Source organism: Streptomyces sp. NPDC053513 (assembly GCF_044544765.1).
GTDB lineage: Bacteria > Actinomycetota > Actinomycetes > Streptomycetales > Streptomycetaceae > Streptomyces > Streptomyces litmocidini.
In genome coordinates this window covers 1-22158 of the sequence record NZ_JBITXP010000038.1, presented here as the reverse complement: position 1 = coordinate 22158, position 22158 = coordinate 1, and the positions used below count along the sequence as shown (strand labels likewise).

Here is a 22158-nt window from a genome sequence, read left to right as displayed (position 1 = left end):
GCCCCGCACCCGCCCTTCCGGCACGGTTCACTTCCCGTTCACCCTCCCCCGCCGACCGCTTCACCTGTTCTGCCTAATTTCGGCCGTACACGGTGCAAGGAGCACAACGACGCACCGACCAACCGACACACGCCGCCGTAGAAACGGTCGGGACACACGGTCCGCGACTCCGCCCCGGGCGGCTTCTGGAAGGAACACCCGAAAGTGAAGCTTTCGCGCAAGAACGGGCTTCGCGCCTCCGCGATCGGTGCCCTCGTCGTCTCCGGTGCGCTCGTCCTCTCGGCGTGTGGCTCGGACAACAACACGGAGACCCCGACGAAGGACGGCGGCACCAAGTCCTCCGCCGCCGCGTCGAACATCGCGTGCGACGGCGCCAAGGGCCAGCTCCTCGCCGCCGGCTCCAGCGCGCAGAAGAACGCGATGGACCTGTGGGTCAAGAACTTCCAGGCCGCGTGCTCCGGCGTCGAGGTCAACTACCAGGCCATCGGCTCCGGCGGCGGCATCACCAAGTTCAACCAGGGCCAGGTCACCTTCGCCGGCTCCGACTCCGCCCTCAAGGACGAAGAGGTCGCCGAGTCGCAGAAGATCTGCAAGGGCGGCAAGGGCGTCAACCTGCCGATGGTCGGCGGCCCCATCGCCATCGGCTACAAGCTGGAGGGCGTGGACAACCTGGTCCTGGACGCCCCCACCCTGGCCAAGATCTTCGACACGAAGATCACCAAGTGGAACGACCCGGCGATCGCCAAGCTGAACCCGGGCGCGAAGCTCCCCGACACCACCATCCAGGCCTTCCACCGCTCGGACGAGTCGGGCACCACCCAGAACCTGGGCAAGTACCTCTCGGCCACCGCGAAGGCCGACTGGAAGTACGACCCGAAGACGAAGTCGTGGCCCGCCCCGGGCGGCCAGGCCGCCAACGGCTCCTCCGGCGTCGCCACCGCGGTCAAGGACGCCGAGGGCTCCATCGGCTACTTCGAGCTCTCCTACGCCACGGCCAACAAGATCTCCACGGTCAGCATCAACACCGGTGCCTCCGCCCCGGTCGCCGCCTCCACGGAGAACGCCTCCAAGGCCATCGCCGCCGCCAAGGTCAAGGGCACCGGCAGCGACCTGGCCCTCTCCCTCGACTACACGACCAAGGCCGAGGGCGCCTACCCGCTGACCCTCGTCACGTACGAGATCGCCTGCGACAAGGGCAACAAGGCGGAGACCCTGCCGACCCTGAAGGCGTTCCTCACCTACACCGCCGGCGAGGAGGGCCAGAAGGTCCTCTCCGACGCCGGCTACGCCCCGCTCCCGGCCGAGATCGCGGCCAAGGTCCGCGCGATCGTCCCGACCCTGTCCTGACCCCCGGCCGGGGCCGGCCCCCACCTCCCGTGGAGGGGCCGGCCCCGGCATCCGGTGCACCGCCGCCAGGGCCCCCGTACCCCCGCAAGGAACGTACGGGACCCGCAGACCGGAGAAAACCGATGGCTACCAGCACACCCGACATACACAGGAGCCGGGGCGCCCAGGGCGCGACCCGCCCCGGGGACCGCATCTTCAGCGGCCTGTCCCGAGGCTCCGGCATCACCCTCCTCGTGATCATGGCCGCGATCGCGGTCTTCCTGACCTACCGTGCCGTCCTCGCCATCTCGGACGACAGCACGAACTTCTTCACCACCTTCGAGTGGAACCCGGCGGGCAGCCCGCCGGTCTTCGGCATCGCCGTCCTCGCCTTCGGCACCCTCGTCTCCTCGGTCATCGCGATGCTCATCGCCGTGCCCGTCGCGATCGGGATCGCCCTCTTCATCTCGCACTACGCCCCGCGCAAGCTGGCCAAGCCGCTCGCGTACGTCGTCGACCTGCTCGCCGCCGTGCCCAGCATCATCTACGGCCTCTGGGGCGCGATCTTCCTCGTCCCGTACCTGGACGGCCTCAACAAGTGGCTCGACCAGTACCTGGGCTGGACGTACGTCTTCGACAAGTCCAGCGACGGCGTCGCCCGCAACCTCTTCACCGTGGGCATCCTGCTGGCGATCATGATCCTCCCGATCATCACCAACGTGACCCGCGAGGTCTTCCTCCAGGTCCCGAGGATGCACGAGGAGGCCGCCCTCGCCCTCGGCGCCACGCGCTGGGAGGTCATCCGCATGTCGGTGCTGCCCTTCGGCCGCTCCGGCATCATCTCCGCCTCCATGCTGGGCCTCGGCCGCGCACTCGGCGAGACGATGGCCGTCGCCGTCGTCCTCTCCCCCAGCTTCGTCCTCTCGGGCCACCTCCTCGACCCGGGCGGCGGCACCTTCGCCCAGAACATCGCCGCGAAGTTCAACGAGGCCAACGAGTTCGGCCGGGACGCGCTGATCGCCTCCGGCCTCGTCCTCTTCGTCATCACCCTGCTGGTCAACGGCGCCGCCCGCTGGATCATCGGCCGCCGCAAGGAGTACTCGGGGGCCGCGGCATGAGCCACGCCATACAGGAACGTCCGGTCTCGGTGGCCCCGCGCCGCGGGTCCCTCTCCCACGCCCGCCTCCCCCGCTGGACCCCGGCCGCCGTCGCCGCCGGCTCGATCGCCGGAGGCATCGGCATCGGCCTGGCCGCCGGCTGGCACAGCAAGGTCCAGTGGGGCCTGATCGCCGCGCTGCTCTTCGTCCTCGTCACCTTCGCCGTGACCACCAAGGTCGAGGGCCGCCGCCAGGCCAAGGACCGCGTCGCCACCAGCCTCGTCTGGGTCTGCTTCGTCCTCGCCGTCGTCCCGCTGCTCTCCCTCGCCTGGGTCACGATCAGCAAGGGCCTGGAGGCCCTCAGCCCGTACTTCCTGACCCACTCGATGAACGGCGTCCTCGACGCCGAGGAGGGCGGCGGCGTCTACCACGCGCTGCTCGGCACCATCGAGCAGGTCGGCATCGCGACCCTGATCGCCGCGCCCATCGGCCTCCTCACCGCCGTCTACCTCGTCGAGTACGGCGGCGGCAGCAGGCTCGCCAAGGCCGTCACCTTCTTCGTCGACGTCATGACGGGCATCCCGTCGATCGTCGCCGGCCTCTTCGTCCTCGCCACCTGGAACCTGATCCTGGGCTTCGGCCCCTCCGGTTTCGCCGGCGCGATGGCCCTCGCCATCCTGATGATGCCGGTCGTGGTCCGCTCCACCGAGGAGATGCTCAAGCTCGTCCCGAACGAGCTCCGCGAGGCCTCCCTCGCCCTCGGCATCCCCAAGTGGCGCACCATCCTGAAGGTGGTCCTGCCCACCGCGATCGGCGGCATCACCACGGGCGTCATGCTCGCGGTCGCCCGCATCACCGGTGAGACGGCCCCGGTCCTGCTCCTCGTGTTCGGTACGAAGCTCATCAACCCGAACCCCTTCGAAGGCGCCCAGTCCTCCCTGCCGCTCTACGTGTACGAGCAGTACGCGGTCGGCACCGACGCCGCCGTGGCCCGCGCCTGGGCCGCCGCGCTCGTCCTGATCGCCTTCGTCATGATCCTCAACCTGGTGGCCCGCGGCATCGCCCGCTGGAAGGCCCCCAAGACCGGCCGCTGACCGCGGCACACTGGAAGTGAATTGATATGGCCAAGCGAATCGACGTCAGCGGCCTCTCCGCCTACTACGGTGCCCACAAGGCGATCGACGACATCTCGATGACCGTCGAGCCCCGCTCCGTGACGGCCTTCATCGGCCCCTCCGGCTGCGGCAAGTCCACCTTCCTGCGCACCCTGAACCGCATGCACGAGGTCACCCCCGGCGGTCGCGTCGAGGGCAAGGTGATGCTGGACGACGAGAACCTGTACGGGACGAACGTCGACCCCGTCGCCGTGCGCCGCACGGTCGGCATGGTCTTCCAGCGCCCGAACCCCTTCCCCACCATGTCGATCTTCGACAACGTGGCGGCGGGCCTGCGCCTCAACGGCAACTACAAGAAGTCCCAGCTGGGCGACATCGTCGAGCGGTCCCTCAAGGGCGCCAACCTCTGGAACGAGGTCAAGGACCGCCTCAACAAGCCGGGCTCCGGCCTCTCCGGCGGCCAGCAGCAGCGCCTGTGCATCGCCCGCGCGATCGCGGTCGAGCCGGACGTCCTGCTGATGGACGAGCCCTGCTCGGCCCTCGACCCGATCTCCACCCTCGCCATCGAGGACCTGATCGGCGAGCTGAAGGAGCGCTTCACGATCGTCATCGTGACGCACAACATGCAGCAGGCCGCCCGCGTCTCGGACCGCACCGCCTTCTTCAACCTGGCGGCCGTCGGCCAGCCCGGCAAGCTGATCGAGCTGGACGACACCGAGCGCATCTTCTCCAACCCGAGCGTCCAGGCGACCGAGGACTACATCTCCGGCCGCTTCGGTTAAGACCCGTCTTGTGGTGCTGCATGGCGGTGCCACCGCAAGACGAAGGGCCCGGCTCCCCCACGGGGAGCCGGGCCCGACCACTTTCCGGGGTTCTACCCGAAGACCAGCTGCACGACGTAGTAGCTCGCCGCGGCGACCAGTCCCGCCGCCGGCATCGTGATGAACCAGCCCAGGACGATGTTCTTGGCGACGCCCCAGCGGACCGCGTTGACCCGCTTCGTCGCGCCGACGCCCATGATCGCGGAGGTGATGACGTGCGTCGTCGAGATCGGCGCCTTGAAGACGAACGCCGTCAGGAACATGATCGACGCGCCGGTCGTCTCCGCCGCGAAGCCCTGCGGCGGGTCCAGCTCGATGATCTTGCGGCCGAGGGTCCGCATGATGCGCCAGCCGCCCGCGTACGTACCGAGCGAGAGCATCAGCGCGCAGGCGAACTTCACCCACACCGGGATCGGCGCGTCCGCGCTCTGCACGTCGCCGATGACCAGGGCCATCACCACGATGCCCATGGTCTTCTGCGCGTCCTGGAGGCCGTGGCCCAGCGCCATGCCGGCCGCCGAGACGGTCTGCGCGATGCGGAAGCCCCGCTTGGCCTTGTGCGGATTGGCCTTGCGGAACATCCACAGGATCGCGGTCATCACCAGGTAACCGGCGATCAGGCCGACGACCGGCGAGAGGAACATCGGGATGACGACCTTCTCCAGGACGCCCGACCAGATGACCTGCGTGCCGCCGGCGAGCGCCGCGCCCACCATGCCGCCGAACAGCGCGTGCGAGGAGGACGAGGGAAGACCGAAGTACCAGGTGACCAGGTTCCAGACGATCGCCCCGAGCAGCGCGGCGAAGAGGATCCCCATCCCCGAATTGCCCGTCGGGGTCTCGATCAGACCCTTGCTGACGGTGTGCGCGACGCCACTGCCGAGGAAGGCACCCGCGAGGTTCATGACCGCCGCCATCGCCAGCGCCGCCCGGGGGGTCAGCGCCCGGGTCGACACCGAGGTGGCGATGGCGTTGGCGGAATCGTGGAAGCCGTTCGTATACGTGAAGCCGAGCGCGACCCCGATGGTCACGATCAGAGCGAAGGTGTCCACGAAGCTCAGGACTCCTTGACCGCGATGGTCTCCACCGTGTTGGCCACGTGCTCGAAGGCGTCGGCCGCCTCCTCCAGCACATCCACGACCTGCTTGAGCTTCAGCACCTCGATGGCGTCGTACTTGCCGTTGAAGAGGTGGGCGAGCAGCTTGCGGTGGATCTGGTCCGCCTGGTTCTCGAGGCGGTTGACCTCGATCCAGTACTCGGTGAGGTTGGACATCGTCCGCAGGTTCGGCATGGCCTCGGCGGTCAGCTCCGCCGCCCGGGCCAGGACCTCGATCTGCTGCTCGACACCCTTGGGAAGCTCTTCGATGTTGTAGAGGACGACCAGGTCGACGGCCTCTTCCATGAAGTCCATGATGTCGTCGAGGGACGACGCGAGGGAGTAGATGTCCTCGCGGTCGAACGGCGTGATGAAGGAGGAGTTCAGCTGGTGGAAGATCGCGTGGGTGGCGTCGTCACCGGCGTGCTCCGCTGCCCGCATCCGCTCCGCGATCTCGGCCCGGGCGGAAGGCTCCGCTCCGAGCAGTTCCATCAGGAGCTTGGAGCCCGTGACGATGTTGTCCGCGGACGCGGCGAACATGTCGTAGAAGCTCGTCTCCCTGGGGGTCAGACGAAATCGCACGTGAGGTCCTCGGGTGTGCTGGGTTTCGGTCAGGCTGATGCTAGGCGCATCATCCGGCCACGGCTAACCGGCGTCTCTCAGTGTCGCCCATCAGGCACAGTGAACTGCACGGGCCCCCGCCCGGATCGGCGGGGATCGGTACCATATACCCACGAGGGGTATACACCCCCTTTTCTGGACAACGGGAGGACGCGATGACGACCACCGAGGCGGACCAGGTCACCCCCGAGGCCGTCGGGGCCGTCGAGCCGGCCGACCACGCGCACGGGCACGACCACGGCGTGCACGGCTACCACAAGCAGAAGGACGAGCACCTCAAGCGGCTGCGCCGGATCGAGGGCCAGATCCGCGGTCTCCAGCGGATGGTCGACGAGGACGTCTACTGCATCGACATACTCACGCAGGTCTCGGCCTCGACGAAGGCGCTCCAGTCCTTCGCACTCCAGCTCCTGGAGGAGCACCTCCGGCACTGCGTCGCGGACGCGGCGGCCACCGGCACGGGCATCGACGAGAAGGTCGAGGAGGCCACGAAGGCCATCGCCCGCATGATGCGCACCTGAGGGGGAAGCGGCCCGGACCTCACCCTCCGGGGTCCCCTGCCGGGGGCCCGTCCTCAGAGGTCCGCCGCCACCCGCAGCACCTCGTCGATCCGGTCGGCGCTGAGCCGCTCCCCGTCCGCGGCCGACGCCGCGATGATCAGCTCGCCGCAGAGCTCGATCTCCGCGAGGGCGACACAGTCCGGGTCTGCGGGCACGGCTGCTGTACCGGGCGGGGCCACGCGCATCCACCTCTTCCTGCCGGCGTCGGTCTCCCAGCGGTCCCCCAGCGTAGGTACGGCGACGCGTACGGCGCATGACACGTCTGGACCATTTGCCGATGGTCCGTACCGCCCCCGGCCGGCCCGCGCCACCACCGCGCCGGGCCGGGCACCGGCTCAGGCCTCGATCTTCCCGGCGTAGATGTCCCGGCGGTCCGGCAGCGTCACCTCGACGGGAACCCCGAAGCCGTACAGCAGGGTCGTCGAGGCGACCGCGACCGTCCGGCCCTGGTTGCTGAAGCTGAACTGGTGGCGCACCTTCCGCAGCCGCCCCTCGCCGTCGAGGTACGCGTCGAAGGGCACCGTGTCCTTGGCGAACCCTTTCGCCGCCGCGGCGAGCGCCCCGCGCAGCTGCGGCGAGGCGACCCGGGCGGCGTGCGCGATGTCGGCGACGCCCCGGTAGTGGCCGACTTTCACCCCTGCCAGATCGACCTCGCCGAGGTACGTGACCTCACGGGCGCCCCGCAGCAGCTCCGCCGCGGCGGCCGGGTCGGTGGCGCCGTTGGTGACGAGGTTCCCGTCGTCGAGGGAAGCGGTGTCGACGCGGACCCACTTGTCGGCGGGCACTCCGGCGCCCCGGTTCTTCATGTAGAGCGCGCCGGGGGTGAGGAGCTCGGTGATCGGCCGGTGCTCGCTCGCCCCCGCGGGGTCCTTCGGCAGCAGCACCTGGAGCCGCCCGGTGCGGCGCCGGAAGTCGTAGCCGCCCTCGCCCCGGATGGTGACCCGGGTACCGCCGGCGGCCATCTCCATGGAGGTGCTCGCCTTGGAGGTGCCGGCCCTCGCCAGGGCGTCGGCGGCGTTCCGCACGGCGAGGGCGGGGTCGGCGGCCGCCGCCTTCGGGTCCTCGGGGGCGGCGCAGCCCGTGACCGCCGCGGTCCCGACGAGGGAGCCGACCAGGAGGGCGGCGGCGAACGCCCCGCTCCCGAAGCCCTGCGGACGCCCGTACCGCTGCACCACCATCGCCGCCAACCCCCAACGCCTCACCGCTGTTTGCCCGGCACCGCCCTTCCCCGGGGCCCGCGGGCCCGGGGACACCCGATCCGCATAACGACGGTCGGGGCGAGCCGTCACGCGCAGTACGGTGGTGGGGTGCACGCGCAGGCTTCCTCCCACACGACCACCACGACGGAGCGCGGTTCGTTCGCGCTGGCACGGTGCAGCTGCGGCTGGACGGGCCCGGCCCGCAGATCCCGCGACAAGGCCCGCACGGACGCGGCGGAACACCTGCGCGCGAACAACTCCTAGGACCGCCCTTACGCGGCGAGGTCCTTCTGCCCCGTACCGCCGGCGGGGCCGCCGAGCCGGGGCTCGGGGATGCCGACGGCCTCGGGGCGGCGCGCCGCGTCGCTCCGGCGGGAGCGGACGAGCCGGGCGCCGCGGCCGGAGCGGGCGACGGCGGAGACGACGGGCGTCAGCAAGGCGAGCGCGACCGGGGCGAGGAGCAGCGCCACGGCGGTGCCGAGGGCGAAGCCGCCGATGACGTCGGTCGGGTAGTGGACGCCCATGTAGACGCGGGCGAAGCCCTCGGCGAGGGCGAGGCCGATGGCGGCGAGGCCGAAGCGGCGGTGGGCGACGAAGAGGCCGACGCCGAGGGCCATGGCGAGGGTGGCGTGGTCACTCACGAACGAGAAGTCGGTCTTCCCGTCGACGAGGACCTCGAGCCCCTGATGGTCCTTGAAGGGTCTGGGACGCTCGACGAAACCGCGGATGGGGATGTTGACCAGCAGGGCGATGCCGGCCGCCAGCGGGGCCCACACGAGCCCGGCGACGGCCGAGACGGAGTCGGCGGGGGTGCCGCGCCGGCGGACGCTCCACCAGCACCAGAGCACGACGAGGACCATCGCGAGCAGGATCCCGTACTCGCCGACGAACTCCATGACGCGGTCGAACCACGGCGGAGCGGCCTTGGCCAGTCCGTTGATGTCGTAGAGCAGGCCGACATCGGGGTTCGAGCCGTCCGATGCGAGTCCAGCCATCTGCTGCGGCCCCTTGCTCTCGTGTCTGGTTTCCAACCCCCGTGGTCAGAGCGGTCGGATCAGGGAACGAACCGCCTGAGGCGTACGTTCCGCTCTCTCCGGTGGATCATGCCGACGTTATCGAAGAGTGACGGCCCGCCGCAGCCCAGGGCCTGCGCATGACGGAGAGTTCCAGCCATGCCCGATACGCCCCGAGACCGCCCGACGGGCCGTCTGCCTCCCTCAGGTCCGCGGAAGATGGGTGGGCAGCGCCGCCGCGCCCTCCTGGGTGACCCGGGTGGCGCCGAAGTAGTCCGGCGTGTCGATCCGGTCGAAGCGGATCACGGCCCCCGTGCGCGGGGCGTCGATCATGTAGCCGCCGCCGACGTAGATGCCGACGTGGCGGATGGCCCGGGAGTTCGTCAGGTCGTCCGAGAAGAACACGAGGTCGCCCGGGAGCAGCTCCTCCCGGCTCGGGTGCGGACCGGCGTTGTACTGGTCGTTGGCGACGCGCGGCAGCCGCACGCCGACGCTGTCGTACGCGGCCTGGGTGAGCCCGGAGCAGTCGAACCGCCCACCCTCCGCGGCCGTGCCCGTACCGCCCCAGAGGTACGGGGTGCCCAGCTTCTGCTGCGCGTAGTGGATGGCGGCCGCGGCCTGCTGCGAGGGCGCGACCCGGCCCACCGGCCGGGCGAAGCTCTTCTCCAGGGACCGGATGATGCGGACGTAGTTCTGCGTCTCGCTGATGGGCGGCACCCCGCCGTGCCGGATGACCCGGTACGCGCCCGCGTTGTACGCGGCCAGCATGTTGTCCGCCGGGTCCCCGGGGACGTCCTTCACGTAGCCGGCGATTTCGCAGTCGTACGAGGCGGCGGACGGAATGGCGTCCTGCGGGTCCCAGATGTCCCGGTCCCCGTCCCCGTCCCCGTCGATGCCGTGCCCGGCCCAGGTGCCGGGGATGAATTGGGCGATGCCCCGCGCGTCGGCCGGGGAGACGGCCCGCGGGTTCCAGCCGCTCTCCTGGTACAGCTGCGCGGCGAGCAGCGCCGGGTTGATGGCGGGGCACAGGTTCCCCCACCGCTGCACGAGGCCCTGGTAGAGAGCGGGAACGGCCCCCTTGGCGAGGGCGACGGCCCCGCCCTTGACCCCCGCGCCACCGGCGATCCCGGCTGCCGCGGAGTACGTGCCGACGACGAGCAGCGCGACGAAGCCGAGACAGACCCCCAGTCCCCCACCGGCCCACCACCACGCCTTGCCAGCCCTACGCACCGTCAACCACCCCTCGGTTCATGGCAGTACGTCCGGAGGGTCAGTCTAGGCGCCGGGGCACCGCGAGGGGATGGCGTCTGACGCGGCCCCAAGAGTGCAACAACGACAATCATTGCCCGGAGTCACCCTCCGTGATACACAGAGTGACCATACGCTTCTTCGCATGGAAACCGGCCACACCACCGCAGGTCAAGACGGTCAGACCGGTCAAGTGTGCGGGGATCGGGTAAAGAGAGCCGCCAAGCCGTCACACGTGGGCGGTTTCATCAGCGAAGATAGGGCGATGACCCATGCCGTTCGGCAGGGGCGCACAAGTACCCAACAGGGGCGGTGAGTTATATGTACCTGGCGGCCGAAAAGGGCGACATCAACACCATCATCGGTGGAATCGCCCCCAACTGGGGACCTTTCGGGAGCCTGGGCGCCGAAGCCAAGGTGATGATCGAGGTCGTGATGGCCGTGGCCATCCTGCTCTGCCTCGGCATCGCCATCTGGGGAGCGGCCAAGCAGCGCATCGGCGCGACCGCCCTCCGGGACACGTTCAGCGCGGAACAGGGCAAGGGCCTGATCGTCGCCGGTCTGACCGGCGTCTTCATCATCGGATCGCTGGGGACGCTGTTCACCATCGTGTACGGGATGGCCGTCTGATCTCCCGTCGGACCGACCCTCCTGAGAATGCGTTCCCTGATGCCCAGTCATGTTGAAGCACGGCCGTACCCGCGAACGAGTGAGGGGGCGTACCCGGCATGAGTCCCGGCGACGAGCACGACAGCTTCGGCGGCGTGGGCGGCTCGGGCCAGACCCGGACCCGCCTGCCCGAGGGCAACGGCGGCGACGTCTACGGCGGCGCCCGCCGCCCCGTCCGCAGCTCCCGATCCCTCATCACGGTCGTGGGCGTGGTGGTCCTCCTCGTCGCCGCGATCGCCTTCGCCAACCGCGGCGGCGACGAACCGGCGGACGCGGCCGGCGCCCGCTCCGGCACACCGGGCAGGACCGCCCCCACCGCCGCGACGGGCGTCCGCCCGGTCACCGGCAAGAACGGCGCGATCCCCACGGGCTACAGCCACGACGACCAGGGCGCCCAGAGCGCGGCGACGAACTACGCGGTGGCGCTGGGGTCGGCGGACATGTTCCAGGCCGGTCCCCGCGAGGACCTCGTACGCGCCATCCACGACCCCAAGATCGCGGACGACCTCGTGCGGCAGCTGAACGCCGCCTACACGGCCGACTTCCTGGCAGGCATCGGACTCGACGCGAACGGCGCCGCCCCCGCCGGACTGACCTTCGTGTCCCGCACCATCCCGGTCGGCGCCAAGGTCCGTGCCTACACCGACACCTCCGCCACCGTCGAGGTCTGGTGCACCGGCCTGGTCGGCCTCGCCGGCACGGGCTCGACCAAGCCCGTCACGTCCACCTGGTTCACCCTCACGGAGAAGCTCACGTGGGTCGGGGGCGACTGGCGCGTGGAGTCCTCCACCCAGAGCGAGGGCCCCACGCCGGTCAACGGCGACAACCGCGCCTCCACGGCCGACGAGATCGCCGAGGCCGTCCAGGGATACGGAGGGTTCACCTATGCCCGCTAGCCGAAGCCTGGCGGGTCGTGCGACGGCCGCACTCGCCGTCGCCTTCCTCAGCGCACCGCTCCTGCTCGCCTCCGACGCCCAGGCGGCGCCCACGCCCACCCCGCCGGGCCCGACGCCGACCCCGAGCACCGGCGACAACCCCTGCCGCCTCATCGTGGGGCAGGCACGGGACCTCTGCGAGAAGGGCCAGACGGGAGGCGGCGCCGACAAGACCGCCGTCACCGACCCCACCACCGCCCTCGACCCCCTCACCTCCCTCTCCCGCGGCTTCGCCGACGCCGCCGTCGCGACCATCGACTACCTCTCCAAGGCCGTCAAGGCGACCGCCGACGTCGACTTCACCAACACCGCCTTCCTCGGCCGCTACGCGATCGTCTTCGCCGCCTCGACCGTCCTCACCCTCCTCCTCTGGCTCCTCGCCGTCGCCAAGCGGGCCGTCCGCGGCGTCCCCCTCACCACGGCCCTCTCGGAAGCCATCGGCTTCCTCTGGCTGACGGTCCTCGCCTCCGCGTTCACCCCCCTGATCCTCTACACCGTCGTCAACGCCACCGACGCCATCACCGAGGTCATCGCCTCCGGCACCGGCAAACAGACCGACATCTTCTTCGGCAGCTTCAAGGAGGCCCTCCAGAAGGGCGACAGCATCGGTGGCGGCCCCATCATGCTGATCATCGTGTCCCTGGTGACCGTCCTCGCCGCCGGCGTGCTCTACCTGGAGCTGTTCCTCCGCGCCGTCATGCTGTACGTCGGCGCACTCCTCGGCGTCGTCGTCTACTCCGGTCTCGTCGACAAGAACATGTGGGGCCACGTCCGCCGCTGGGCCGGCATCATGATCGCGATCATCCTGGTCAAGCCGATCATCGTCATCGTCCTCGGCCTCGCCGGCGCCCTCTCCTCCGGCACCGGACCGAACTCCTTCTCCGCCGTCGTCTCCGGCCTCGCGATCATCCTGCTCGCCATCTTCGCCTCCGCGATGATCTACCGCTTCGTCCCCGGCTTCGGCGACGAGATCGCCGCCTCCCGCAACAGCCGCCTCCACCGCGCCGGCGAGAACACGGCCGCGGCCGTCATCTCCTCCCCCGCGTCCCTCGTCTCCCAGGGCATCAAGACCCACAGCACCCGCGACGGCGGCGGAGGCCAGTCCCAGGGCTCCGCGCCCCGCCCCGCCAACCCCCTCTCCGGCGGCATGGCCGCGCACAGCAGCCGCGGCGCAGGCGGCGGAGGCGGAGCCACCGGAGGCGGCGGCTCGACGCCCCCGCCCCGTAGCAGCAGTCCCACCGCGGGTACCCCGCACAGCAACCGCAAGAACTCTGGAGGTGCAGGGCGTTGACGACCCAGTCCCAGCCGGTCGCGCCCCGCCGCACGTATCTCATCGGCCGCGCCCGGCCGAACGCGATCGTCGGCAAGAACCGTGAGACCGGCGAGATCGCCCTGATCATCGTCGGCGCCTTCCTCGGCATGATGAGCGGACTCCTCGTCCCCGCCCTCCCCCTGCGCATCGCGCTCCTCGCGGGCCTGCCCATGCTCGCGATCGCCGCCGTGTACCTCCCGTACAAGCACCGCACGTTCTACAAGTGGTTCGAGATCAACCGCAGCTACAAGCGGATGCTCAAGCGCGGCACGACCTACCGCTCCGTCGCCCACGAGGCCGGCACCCGCCTCGACGGCCGCGAGGTCGAGATCGGCCCGCCCCCCGGCATCGGCAACGTCGGCTGGCTCGCCGCCCCCTTCGGCCCCGACGAGATCGCCGTCCTCCTCCACGCCGACCGCCGCACCGTCACCGCCGCCATCGAGATCGAGGGCCCCGGCGTCGGCCTGCGCGACAGCGAGGACCAGGAGGCCCTGGTCGACCGCTTCGGCACCCTCCTCAAGCACGTGGCCAACGGCGACGGCTTCGTCACCCGCCTCCAGATGCTCGCCCGCACCCTCCCCGCCGACCCCGACGCCCACGCCAAGGACGTCGGCCAGCGCGGCGACCCGCACGCGCCCGCGTGGCTCCAGGAGTCGTACGACCAGCTCCAGTCGATGGTCTCCACCTCCAGCGAGCAGCACCGCGCCTACCTCGTCGCCTGCATGCACTACACCCGCGAGCTCGCCGCCGAGGCCAACGCCATGGCCCGCGCCGCCCGCCACACCTCCGGCGCCCGCAAGCTCGACCGCGACGCCGGCCTCGCCGTCGTCATGGCCCGCGAGCTCACCGACATCTGCGCCCGCCTCGCCGAGGCCGACATCCGCGTCCGCCAGCCCCTCGGCCAGTCCCGCCTCGCGTCCCTCGTGCACTCCATGTACGACCCGGACCACCCCATCGACCACATCCAGGCCATGACGAAACGAAACGCTTGGCCCGCCGAACTCGACGCGATGGAACCCACGTACCTCCAGGCCAAGACCCGCGAGTCCTCCACCCGCGCCCCCTGGTGCCACGCCACGGCCTGGATCAAGGAGTGGCCGATGACCCCCGTCGGCGTCAACTTCCTCGCCCCCCTCCTCGTCCACACCCCCGACGTCATCCGCACGGTCGCCGTCACCATGGACCTGGAGCCCACCGAGGTCGCCATCGAGCGCATGCTCACCGAGAAGACCAACGACGAGGCCGACGCCAGCCGCGCCGCCAAGATGAACCGCACGGTCGACCCGCGCGACATCGCCGCCCACGGCCGACTCGACCAGCGGGGTGAAGATCTCGCCAGCGGCGCGGCAGGGGTGAACCTCGTCGGGTACATCACGGTGTCGTCGCGTTCGCCCGAGGCCCTCGCCCGGGACAAGCGCACGATCAGGGCCTCCGCCGGCAAGTCGTACCTGAAGCTGGAGTGGTGCGACCGCGAGCACCACCGGGCCTTTGTGAACACCTTGCCGTTCGCGACCGGCATCCGCCGCTAGGGCCGAAGGGGCACAGACCCATGCGAGATCCGCTGTCCGTCCTCACCGAAGCCTTCACCTCCTTCCTCTTCGGGAAGGTGGAGACGACCCGCCTGCCCGTCCGCACCTCCACCGGGCAGGCCCAGGCCGTCTACCTGCCGACCGCCGCACCCGGCCTCGGCGACTCCGGCGTCATCATCGGCCGCGAGGTCTACAGCGGAAAGGGCTACATCTACGACCCCTTCCAGCTGTACGGTCAGCAGCTCCCCGCCCCGCACTGGCTGGTCCTGGGCGAATCCGGCAACGGCAAGTCGGCGCTCGAGAAGACGTACGTGCTCCGCCAGCTCCGCTTCCGCGACCGGCAGGTCGTCGTCCTCGACGCCCAGGGCGAGGACGGCGTCGGCGAATGGAACCTCATCGCCCAGGAGCTGGGGATAACCCCCATCCGCCTGGACCCGATGGTCGCCAACGACTCCGGGATCCGCCTCAACCCCCTCGACCCGTCGATCACCACGACGGGCCAGCTGGCCCTCCTGCGCACCATCATCGAGGTGGCGATGGGCCACGGCCTCGACGAGCGCTCCGGCTTCGCGCTCAAGGTCGCCCACGCCTACGTCACCGAGCACACCACCGACCGCCAGCCGATCCTCACCGACATCGTCGAACGCCTCCGCCACCCGGAGGCCGAATCGGCCGAGGCGATGAACGTCGACATAGACGACGTACGGGCCTGGGGCCTGGACGTCGCCCTCGTCCTCGACCGCCTCGTCGACGGCGACCTGCGCGGCATGTTCGACGGCCCCACCACGGTCGGCATCGACCTCGACGCCCCGCTCATCGTCTTCGACCTGTCCCACATCGACCGCAACTCCATCGCCATGCCGATCCTCATGGCGATCGTCGGCGTCTGGCTGGAACACACCTGGATCCGCCCCGACCGGAAGAAGCGCATCTTCCTGGTCGAGGAGGCCTGGCACATCATCAACAGCCCCTTCGTGGCCCAGCTGTTCCAGCGGCTCCTGAAGTTCGGCCGCCGCCTCGGCCTGTCCTTCGTCGCCGTCGTCCACCACCTCTCCGACGTCGTCGACGGCGCGGCGGCCAAGGAAGCGGCGGCCATCCTCAAGATGGCCTCCACCCGGACCATCTACGCCCAGAAGGCCGACGAGGCACGCAACACGGGCCGCGTCCTCGGCCTGCCCCGCTGGGCGGTCGAGATCATCCCGACCCTCACCCCCGGCATCGCGGTCTGGGACGTCAACGGCAACGTCCAGGTGGTCAAACACCTCATCACCGAGAAGGAACGCCCCCTCGTCTACACCGACCGCGCCATGACCGAGTCCTCCGTCACGGACCCGGAACTGGAGTGGGAGACGGAGCAGCGGGCGATCCTCATCGAGCAGCAGATGAACGGCACTTCGCAGTCGACGGTGGCGTAGATGGAACAGGCACGGAAGGGAGGCGGAGGGATCTCCGACGGGCTGCTCCTCAGCCTGATCGGCCTCCTCCTCGGCCTCACGGTCCTGGTGTGGACGGCCACCGGCCTCGCCGGCCTCTTCACCCACGGCGCCTGGCCGCGGGGAGTCGCCTTCACGGGCACCCCGACGGCCCTGCGCGCCCTGGCGACGGCCCCGACGGACCTCCCGGCCGCCTGGCCGGCGACCCCGCCGGAGCAGCTGTCGGGCTACGGCCTCTTCTGGGGCCTGGTGATCGGCGAGGCGATGATCCTGATGGTCCTCGCCGTCTTCGTCCTCGGCACCCTGACCCGCTGGCGCGCGGTCCGCGCGCACCGGAAGACGGGGGCGTACGAGACGACTCCCGCACGGGTACGGAAGGAGCCCACGGCACCCCCGGCCCCGCGCCGCCCGACGGAGGAACTCCCCCCGGAACCGACCCCGACCACGGTCCCGCCGTCAAGACCGACACCAGCACCGGCACCGGCACCGGCACCAGTGCTCGCCCCCACCCCCGCCCCACCCGCCCCCATAGCCACCCCCCGCACCCTCTACGGCCCCCCGGAGACCCGCCGCCCGGCCGCCGTGCAGGCGATCCTGGACGCCGAGGGCCCGGTCCTGGCCGTCACCTCCGACCCCGCCGTCTGGTCCTCCACCAAGGACGCGCGCGGCAAGCTCGGCCCGGTCCTGGTGCACGACCCCGGCCACCTCTGCGACACCCCCGCCCGGCTCCACTGGTCACCGTCCGAGGGCTGCGAGGACCCGGCGGTGGCGCAGGAACGCGCGACCGCCCTGCTCGCCCCCGTACGCCCGCACTCCCGCCTCGACGCGGCCACCGCCGACACCGCGGAGACGCTCCTGCGCTGCTGGCTGCACGCCGCCGCCGTCGACGGCCGCCCCTTCCGGCAGGTCCACCGCTGGGCACAGGGCGCGGGCGCCCACGAGCCCGTACGCATCCTCCGCAGCCACCCGAAGGCCGCCTCGGGCCTGGCGGGCCTCCTGGAGTCGGCGCTGACGGCACACCCGGAAAGCCGCCGCCTGGCCCAGGAACTGACGGCACGTGCGCTGGGAGCCCTCTCCTCGATCCACATCAGGGAGGCGTGCGTACCGAATCGAACTGATTCGCTGGCCCTGGCATCTTTCCTCGCCGAAGGGGGCACCCTCTATGTGGTGGGCGAGGCGATCGAGGATCCCCGCACCCACCCCGGCGCGATGCCGCTCCTCACGGCCCTCGCCGCAAGCGTGGTCGAGCACGGCCGCCGCATGGCCGCACGGTCATCCGACGGTCGGCTCGACCCACCACTGACCCTCGTCCTCGACGACGTGGCCGCGGTGGCCCCCCTCCCCCAGCTCCCGGACCTCCTGGCCACGGGCCCCACCCAGGGCCTCCCGGCCCTGGCCCTGATGCGCTCCGAGGAACAGGCGAAGAGCCGCTGGCCGAACTCCGTTGTGGGCAGTCGTCCCGCCGGGACGGAACGAGTGGGCACAACGGACGGCGCCCCGGGCCGGGCCTGATCGACAAGGCACGCCTAGGCCGTCTCTTTCGGATCTTGCCGGTTAAGCCCGCGTCGTCCGGTGCCGTGCATCGCAAGGCGGAGGAATGCCCGATTACTGGACGTCCTTGGGCTTTCCGACAACGCAGCGAGGTGCGGTGCCGGGCGGCGCGGGCGAGGCAAGATCCGGAAAAGACGGCCTAGGCCCCCGCGCCTGCCCCCACACCCGCCGAAGGCCGCACCAACTCGTACTCCAGCTCCAGCGCCGACTCGGACCCCGGCACCGCCACCGTGTCCCCCGTCGCCACGAACCCGAACCGCCGGTAGAACGCCGCGGCCCGCGCGTTCTCCTCGTGCACGTACAGCCGCACCCGCTCGATCGCCGGCTCCGGCAGCCCCCAGGACCACTCCACCCCCGCCTGGAACAGCGCGTCGATCACCCCGGTCCCCCGCGCCTCGGGACGCACGTACACACCCACGATGTGCGTCTGGTCGACCTTCGCCGCCTCACCGAACCGCACCTCGTCCGAAGGCCGCTCCACGAGCAGCGCGATCGTGCCCGCCCAGCTGCCGTCCGGCGCCTCGGCCACGAACTGCCGCACCTTCCCGTCGCCGCTCTCGGACGCGCCCTCCGCCCGCTCCTTCCAGAAGTCGTCGGACCGCTCCACGGCGTCCTCGTACGTGTCGAGGAACGCCAGGTGGGCGATCGGGTCCTGAAGGGCCGCCAGCCGGATCTCGCGGGTCTTCTCCCACTCGTCGGCGCGGATGGTGCGTATCGAATAGTCCATGCCGTCGATCCTGACGAGCCCCACACCCCCCTGACAAGGCCTTTTCCTCGGAAGCACGCACACCGCCCGTCGTACCCCGGTACTACGCCCTCCCCACCACACCCGCCCCGGGTCCGACGCCCGACCGCCACCCGCTCCCTAGCGTCGAAGGCATGATCCGAGCAGAGAACCTCACCAAGCGGTACGGGGACACCACCGTCGTCCAGGACCTCGGCTTCACCGTCCGCCCGGGCTCCGTCACCGGCTTCCTCGGCCCCAACGGCGCCGGCAAGTCCACCACCCTCCGCATGATCCTCGGCCTCGACGCCCCCACCCGCGGCCACGCCACCGTCGACGGCCGCCCCTACGCCGCCCACCGCGCCCCGCTCACCCACGTCGGTGCCCTCCTGGAAGCCCGCTCCGTGCACCCCGGCCGCTCCGCCCACCACCACCTCATGGCACTCGCCCACACGCACGGCATCCCACGCGCCCGCGTGGAGCGGGTCCTCGCCCTCGCCGGCCTCACCCACGTCGCCCACAAACGCGTCAAGGGCTTCTCGCTCGGCATGGGCCAGCGCCTCGGCATCGCCGCCGCGCTCCTCGGCGACCCGGCCACCGTCGTCCTCGACGAACCGGTCAACGGCCTCGACCCGGAGGGCGTCCTCTGGATCCGTACGCTCCTCAAGAACCTGGCGGCCGAGGGCCGTACCGTCCTCGTCTCCTCCCACCTCATGAGCGAGATGGCGCTCACCGCCGACCACCTGATCGTCATCGGCAAGGGCCGTCTCCTCGCCGACACCACCGTCGACGAGCTCGTCCGCGCCTCGGGCGGCACGAGCGTCAAGGTCGTCACCCCGGAGGCGGACCGGCTGCGCGCGCTCCTCCCGGCCGCCCGGATCACCGCTGAGGGACCGGACACCCTCCTCGTCACCGGCCTGGAGGCACCGGAGATCGGCCACGCGGCCGCCGCCCACGCCGTCCCCCTCCATGAACTCACCCCGCAGGCCCCCTCGCTGGAGCAGGCGTTCATGGACCTCACCCGCGACTCCGTCGAGTACCAGGGAGCCCCCGCATGACCACCACGACCACCACGACCGCCCCCTACCGGATCACCCCCACCCGGGTCCTCCACTCGGAGTGGCACAAACTCCGGACGGTCCGCTCCACCTGGATCACCCTCCTCACCGCCGCCGCGCTCGTCCTCGGCGTCGGCATCCTCATGGGCGCCACCTACACCTCCGACGGCGGCGACTCCGACGTCGACACCGTCGTCCTCACCCTGTACGGCTCCCAGCTCGGCGGCATCGCCCTCGCCGTCCTCGGCATCCTCGTCACCGCCGGCGAGTACGCGACGGGCATGATCCGCGCGACCCTCACCGCCGTCCCGAGCCGAACCCCGGTCCTGTGGGCGAAGGCCACGGTCTACACGGCCACGGTCTTCACGGTCTCCCTCCTCACCGCCCTGCTGACCTTCCTCACCGCCCAGGTCTTCCTCTCCGACACCGACCAAGCCGCCTCCCTCACCGACGACGGCGTCCTCGCCGCCATCACCGGCAACGCCGCCGGCGTCACCCTCCTCGGCCTGATCGCCCTCGGCCTCGGCGCCGCCCTCCGCTCGGTGCCCGGCGCGATCGGCGCCTTCGTCGGCGGGGTCCTGATCGTCCCGGAGATCATCAGGATGCTCCCGTACGAGGTGATGGACACCGTCGTCCGGTACTTCCCCACGCAGGCGGCCGGCGTCCTCGGCTCCGCGACCCCCCTCCCGGACGCGGCCTCGCCCGGCGCGGCCCTCCTGGCCCTGCTCCTGTGGGCGGCCGCGGCACTCGCCGTCCCCGCCCTCTTGCTGGGGCGCCGGGACGTATGAGGAAGATGACGGGGTGACCACGGACACCGAGGAGACACCGCGGCCGCCCGGGACGACGGGCCCGAGCAGACACGTCCAACGCCTCCTCGACCACACACGGGCCTTCGACACGCGCCGCCCCTGGGTGTGGGACACCGCGGTGACCCTCCTCTGGACGGTCGCCGCCCTCGTGGACGCGGCAGGCGGTTGGCGGAACACCGCCCGCGACCCGTCCGTCCCGGCCTGGCTCGTGGTCACCCTGTCCCTGGCCCTCGCCGTACCGCTGTACTGGCGCCGGCGCCATCCCACGGCCGTCCTGGCGGTGATGGCCGGCGCGACCCTGGTCAGCGACGGCTCGGGAGCCTTCCTCCAGGCCGCGTACCTCCAGATGCTCCCGCTCTTCCACATCGCGCTCAGCCGCCCGCCCCGCGCACTCCTGTGGTCCCTGGCCCTGATCGCACCACCCCTGGTCACGGGCGCGGTCCGCTTCCCCTCGGAGTCCTGGGACCAGCGCGTCGTCCCCACCCTGTGGGCGTACGCCCTGGTCGCCCTCCTCGGCATCGCGGTCCGCTCCCGCAAGGACCACACCGCCGGCCTCGTCGACCGGGCCCGCCGCCTGGAGATCGAACGCGACCAGGAGGTCCGGCTCGCGGCCGCCGCCGAACGCACCCGCATCGCCCGGGAGATGCACGACATCATCGGCCACAACCTGTCCGTCATCACCGGCCTGGCGGACGGCGGCCGCTACGCGGCGGCCCGGAACCCGGAGCGCGCCGCCCAGGCCCTCGAAGCCATCGGCACGACGAGCCGTCAGGCCCTCGCCGAGCTCCGCCGCCTCCTCGGCGTCCTGCGCGACGACGAGGAGGACGCGGCCCGCGACCCCCAGCCCACCCTGGCCGACCTCGACACCCTGATCACCGGCGTACGGAAGGCAGGCCTGCCCGTACGTTTCGAAACCCGCGACGAACCGCCCGCCCGCCCCCTCCCCCCGGGCGCCCAACTGACGGTCTACCGCGTCGTCCAGGAAGCCCTGACGAACACCCTGAAGCACGCGGGCCCGGGAGCGGAGGCACGGGTGACCCTCACCTACACGCCGGACGACGTACGGGCGGACATCACGAACACCGGCGAGACGGCCCCGCCCCCCACGCCGGGCCAGGGCCAGGGACTCACCGGAATGCGCGAGCGCGCGGCCCTCTACGACGGCACACTCGAATGCGGCCCGCTGCCGACCGGCGGCTGGACCGTCCGACTCCGACTCCCCCGGGAGGACTCCCCCTCGTGACGACCGTTCTCATCGCGGACGACCAGCCGATGCAGCGCTTCGGCTTCCGCATGCTGCTGGAGAGCCAGGACGACATGACAGTCGTCGGCGAAGCCTCGAACGGCACCGAGGCGATCCGTCTGGTCGACCGGCACCACCCCGACGTCGTCCTGATGGACATCCGGATGCCCGGCCTGGACGGCATCGAGGCCACGCGCCGCGTCATCGCCACGGGCGCCCGGAGCCGCGTCCTGATCGTCACGACCTTCGACCTCGACGAGTACGCGTACGACGGCCTCCGCGCCGGCGCGAGCGGCTTCCTGGTGAAGGACGCCCAGCCGGAGGAACTCCTCGCGGGCATCCGCGCGGTGGCCGCCGGCGACGCGGTCGTCGCCCCGAGCCTCACCCGCCGCCTCCTGGACGCCTACATCCACCACCTGCCGACGTCCCCCACGGCGCCCCCGCAGCCCGAAGACCCCCGCCTCTCCTCCCTCACGGACCGGGAACGAGAAATCCTCACGGTCATCGGAAAGGGCTGGAGCAACACGGAAATCGCCGAACGCCTCCACCTGGCCGAGTCGACGGTGAAAACCCACGTGGGCCGCATCCTCGCCAAGACCGGCGCCCGGGACCGCGTCCAGGCGGTCATCCTGGCCTACGACACCCACCTCGTCACGTCGGCCTGAAAAGGATCCGAACGCAAAAATGCCTCAACCCCCGGACATGGTCCGGGGGTTGAGGCTAAAAATTGTTCGGCGGCGTCCTACTCTCCCACAGGGTCCCCCCTGCAGTACCATCGGCGCTGAAAGGCTTAGCTTCC

General features: G+C 71.0%; 23 protein-coding genes. 16 read left to right on the top strand and 7 right to left on the bottom strand.

Annotated features, from left to right (window positions below; all coding sequences use genetic code 11):
* Positions 1–204: 204 nt before the first annotated feature.
* The 4 genes from pstS to pstB all read left to right on the top strand — a co-directional run bounded on the left by pstS (position 205) and on the right by pstB (position 4320).
* Complete coding sequence (pstS, locus tag ACIGW4_RS35945) at positions 205–1347, top strand: phosphate ABC transporter substrate-binding protein PstS (RefSeq protein ID WP_398713136.1); 1143 nt, start codon at positions 205–207, stop codon at positions 1345–1347.
* A 122-nt stretch (positions 1348–1469) separates the two neighbouring features.
* Positions 1470–2444: a phosphate ABC transporter permease subunit PstC gene (pstC, locus tag ACIGW4_RS35940; RefSeq protein WP_398713134.1), complete on the top strand. Its 975-nt coding sequence runs from the start codon at positions 1470–1472 to the stop codon at positions 2442–2444.
* Complete coding sequence (pstA, locus tag ACIGW4_RS35935; protein WP_123453939.1) at positions 2441–3517, top strand: phosphate ABC transporter permease PstA; 1077 nt, start codon at positions 2441–2443, stop codon at positions 3515–3517. The genes pstC and pstA overlap by 4 nt, the downstream gene beginning before the upstream one ends.
* 26 nt (positions 3518–3543) lie before the next feature.
* Entirely contained in the window at positions 3544–4320 is a 777-nt protein-coding gene (gene pstB / locus ACIGW4_RS35930) for a phosphate ABC transporter ATP-binding protein PstB (protein ID WP_123453937.1), read from the top strand.
* Positions 4321–4412: 92 nt separating this feature from the next.
* On the opposite strand, the gene ACIGW4_RS35925 is transcribed toward pstB, so the two are convergent.
* Both ACIGW4_RS35925 and ACIGW4_RS35920 read right to left on the bottom strand, forming a co-directional pair.
* Positions 4413–5411 (bottom strand): inorganic phosphate transporter, encoded by a 999-nt coding sequence (locus ACIGW4_RS35925; RefSeq protein WP_123453935.1) that lies wholly within the window; start codon positions 5409–5411, stop codon positions 4413–4415.
* Positions 5412–5416: 5 nt separating this feature from the next.
* Positions 5417–6037 carry a DUF47 domain-containing protein gene (locus ACIGW4_RS35920; RefSeq protein WP_041130381.1) on the bottom strand — a complete coding sequence of 207 codons (621 nt, stop codon included), beginning with the start codon at positions 6035–6037 and terminating at the stop codon, positions 5417–5419.
* 194 nt (positions 6038–6231) lie between these two features.
* Here ACIGW4_RS35920 and ACIGW4_RS35915 point away from each other — a divergent pair, with 194 nt between their 5' ends.
* Positions 6232–6597 (top strand): metal-sensitive transcriptional regulator, encoded by a 366-nt coding sequence (locus tag ACIGW4_RS35915; protein ID WP_123453933.1) that lies wholly within the window; start codon positions 6232–6234, stop codon positions 6595–6597.
* A 53-nt stretch (positions 6598–6650) separates the two neighbouring features.
* On the opposite strand, the gene ACIGW4_RS35910 is transcribed toward ACIGW4_RS35915, so the two are convergent.
* Entirely contained in the window at positions 6651–6821 is a 171-nt protein-coding gene (locus ACIGW4_RS35910) for a hypothetical protein (RefSeq protein ID WP_359591769.1), read from the bottom strand.
* A 150-nt stretch (positions 6822–6971) separates the two neighbouring features.
* Positions 6972–7814, bottom strand: a complete 843-nt coding sequence (locus ACIGW4_RS35905; protein WP_123453931.1) for a hypothetical protein — start codon at positions 7812–7814, stop codon at positions 6972–6974.
* Between the two features lie 129 nt (positions 7815–7943).
* Between ACIGW4_RS35905 and ACIGW4_RS35900 the strand changes: the two genes are divergently transcribed.
* The gene (locus ACIGW4_RS35900) at positions 7944–8099 is read left to right on the top strand and encodes a hypothetical protein (RefSeq protein ID WP_185094586.1); all 156 of its coding nucleotides are present in this window, start codon (positions 7944–7946) and stop codon (positions 8097–8099) included.
* Positions 8100–8107: 8 nt separating this feature from the next.
* Here ACIGW4_RS35900 and ACIGW4_RS35895 read toward each other — a convergent pair whose 3' ends face one another.
* Together ACIGW4_RS35895 and ACIGW4_RS35890 are read right to left on the bottom strand one after the other, a co-directional pair.
* Entirely contained in the window at positions 8108–8830 is a 723-nt protein-coding gene (locus tag ACIGW4_RS35895; RefSeq protein WP_123453929.1) for a phosphatase PAP2 family protein, read from the bottom strand.
* Between the two features lie 222 nt (positions 8831–9052).
* Positions 9053–10078, bottom strand: coding sequence for a bifunctional lytic transglycosylase/C40 family peptidase (locus ACIGW4_RS35890; protein WP_185094585.1), 1026 nt, complete (start codon positions 10076–10078; stop codon positions 9053–9055).
* 339 nt (positions 10079–10417) lie between these two features.
* On the opposite strand from ACIGW4_RS35890, the gene ACIGW4_RS35885 reads away from it, so the two are divergent.
* The 6 genes from ACIGW4_RS35885 to ACIGW4_RS35860 all read left to right on the top strand — a co-directional run bounded on the left by ACIGW4_RS35885 (position 10418) and on the right by ACIGW4_RS35860 (position 17486).
* Positions 10418–10726: a hypothetical protein gene (locus ACIGW4_RS35885; protein ID WP_093874928.1), complete on the top strand. Its 309-nt coding sequence runs from the start codon at positions 10418–10420 to the stop codon at positions 10724–10726.
* 98 nt (positions 10727–10824) lie between these two features.
* Positions 10825–11661, top strand: coding sequence for a hypothetical protein (locus ACIGW4_RS35880; protein ID WP_359591765.1), 837 nt, complete (start codon positions 10825–10827; stop codon positions 11659–11661).
* Complete coding sequence (locus ACIGW4_RS35875) at positions 11651–12991, top strand: hypothetical protein (RefSeq protein WP_399585746.1); 1341 nt, start codon at positions 11651–11653, stop codon at positions 12989–12991. The genes ACIGW4_RS35880 and ACIGW4_RS35875 overlap by 11 nt, the downstream gene beginning before the upstream one ends.
* Entirely contained in the window at positions 12988–14541 is a 1554-nt protein-coding gene (locus ACIGW4_RS35870) for an SCO6880 family protein (protein ID WP_123453921.1), read from the top strand. The genes ACIGW4_RS35875 and ACIGW4_RS35870 overlap by 4 nt, the downstream gene beginning before the upstream one ends.
* A 20-nt stretch (positions 14542–14561) precedes the next feature.
* Positions 14562–15956, top strand: a complete 1395-nt coding sequence (locus ACIGW4_RS35865; protein WP_093874932.1) for an ATP-binding protein — start codon at positions 14562–14564, stop codon at positions 15954–15956.
* On the top strand, positions 15957–17486 hold the full coding sequence (locus tag ACIGW4_RS35860) for a type VI secretion protein (RefSeq protein ID WP_399585742.1): 1530 nt from the start codon (positions 15957–15959) through the stop codon (positions 17484–17486). It abuts the gene before it with no gap.
* Positions 17487–17664: 178 nt separating this feature from the next.
* Here ACIGW4_RS35860 and ACIGW4_RS35855 read toward each other — a convergent pair whose 3' ends face one another.
* A complete protein-coding gene (locus ACIGW4_RS35855; protein ID WP_123457401.1) occupies positions 17665–18252 on the bottom strand; it encodes a GNAT family N-acetyltransferase in 588 nt (195 codons plus the stop codon).
* 152 nt (positions 18253–18404) lie between these two features.
* Between ACIGW4_RS35855 and ACIGW4_RS35850 the strand changes: the two genes are divergently transcribed.
* The 4 genes from ACIGW4_RS35850 to ACIGW4_RS35835 are packed head-to-tail and all read left to right on the top strand — an operon-like array spanning position 18405 to position 22024.
* Positions 18405–19307, top strand: a complete 903-nt coding sequence (locus ACIGW4_RS35850) for an ATP-binding cassette domain-containing protein (RefSeq protein ID WP_123453919.1) — start codon at positions 18405–18407, stop codon at positions 19305–19307.
* Positions 19304–20095, top strand: a complete 792-nt coding sequence (locus ACIGW4_RS35845; RefSeq protein ID WP_398713122.1) for an ABC transporter permease — start codon at positions 19304–19306, stop codon at positions 20093–20095. Before ACIGW4_RS35850 ends, ACIGW4_RS35845 begins: the two co-directional genes overlap by 4 nt.
* 13 nt (positions 20096–20108) lie before the next feature.
* Positions 20109–21359 (top strand): sensor histidine kinase, encoded by a 1251-nt coding sequence (locus ACIGW4_RS35840; protein WP_399585739.1) that lies wholly within the window; start codon positions 20109–20111, stop codon positions 21357–21359.
* Positions 21356–22024, top strand: coding sequence for a response regulator (locus ACIGW4_RS35835; RefSeq protein WP_399585736.1), 669 nt, complete (start codon positions 21356–21358; stop codon positions 22022–22024). Before ACIGW4_RS35840 ends, ACIGW4_RS35835 begins: the two co-directional genes overlap by 4 nt.
* Positions 22025–22158: the final 134 nt, after the last annotated feature.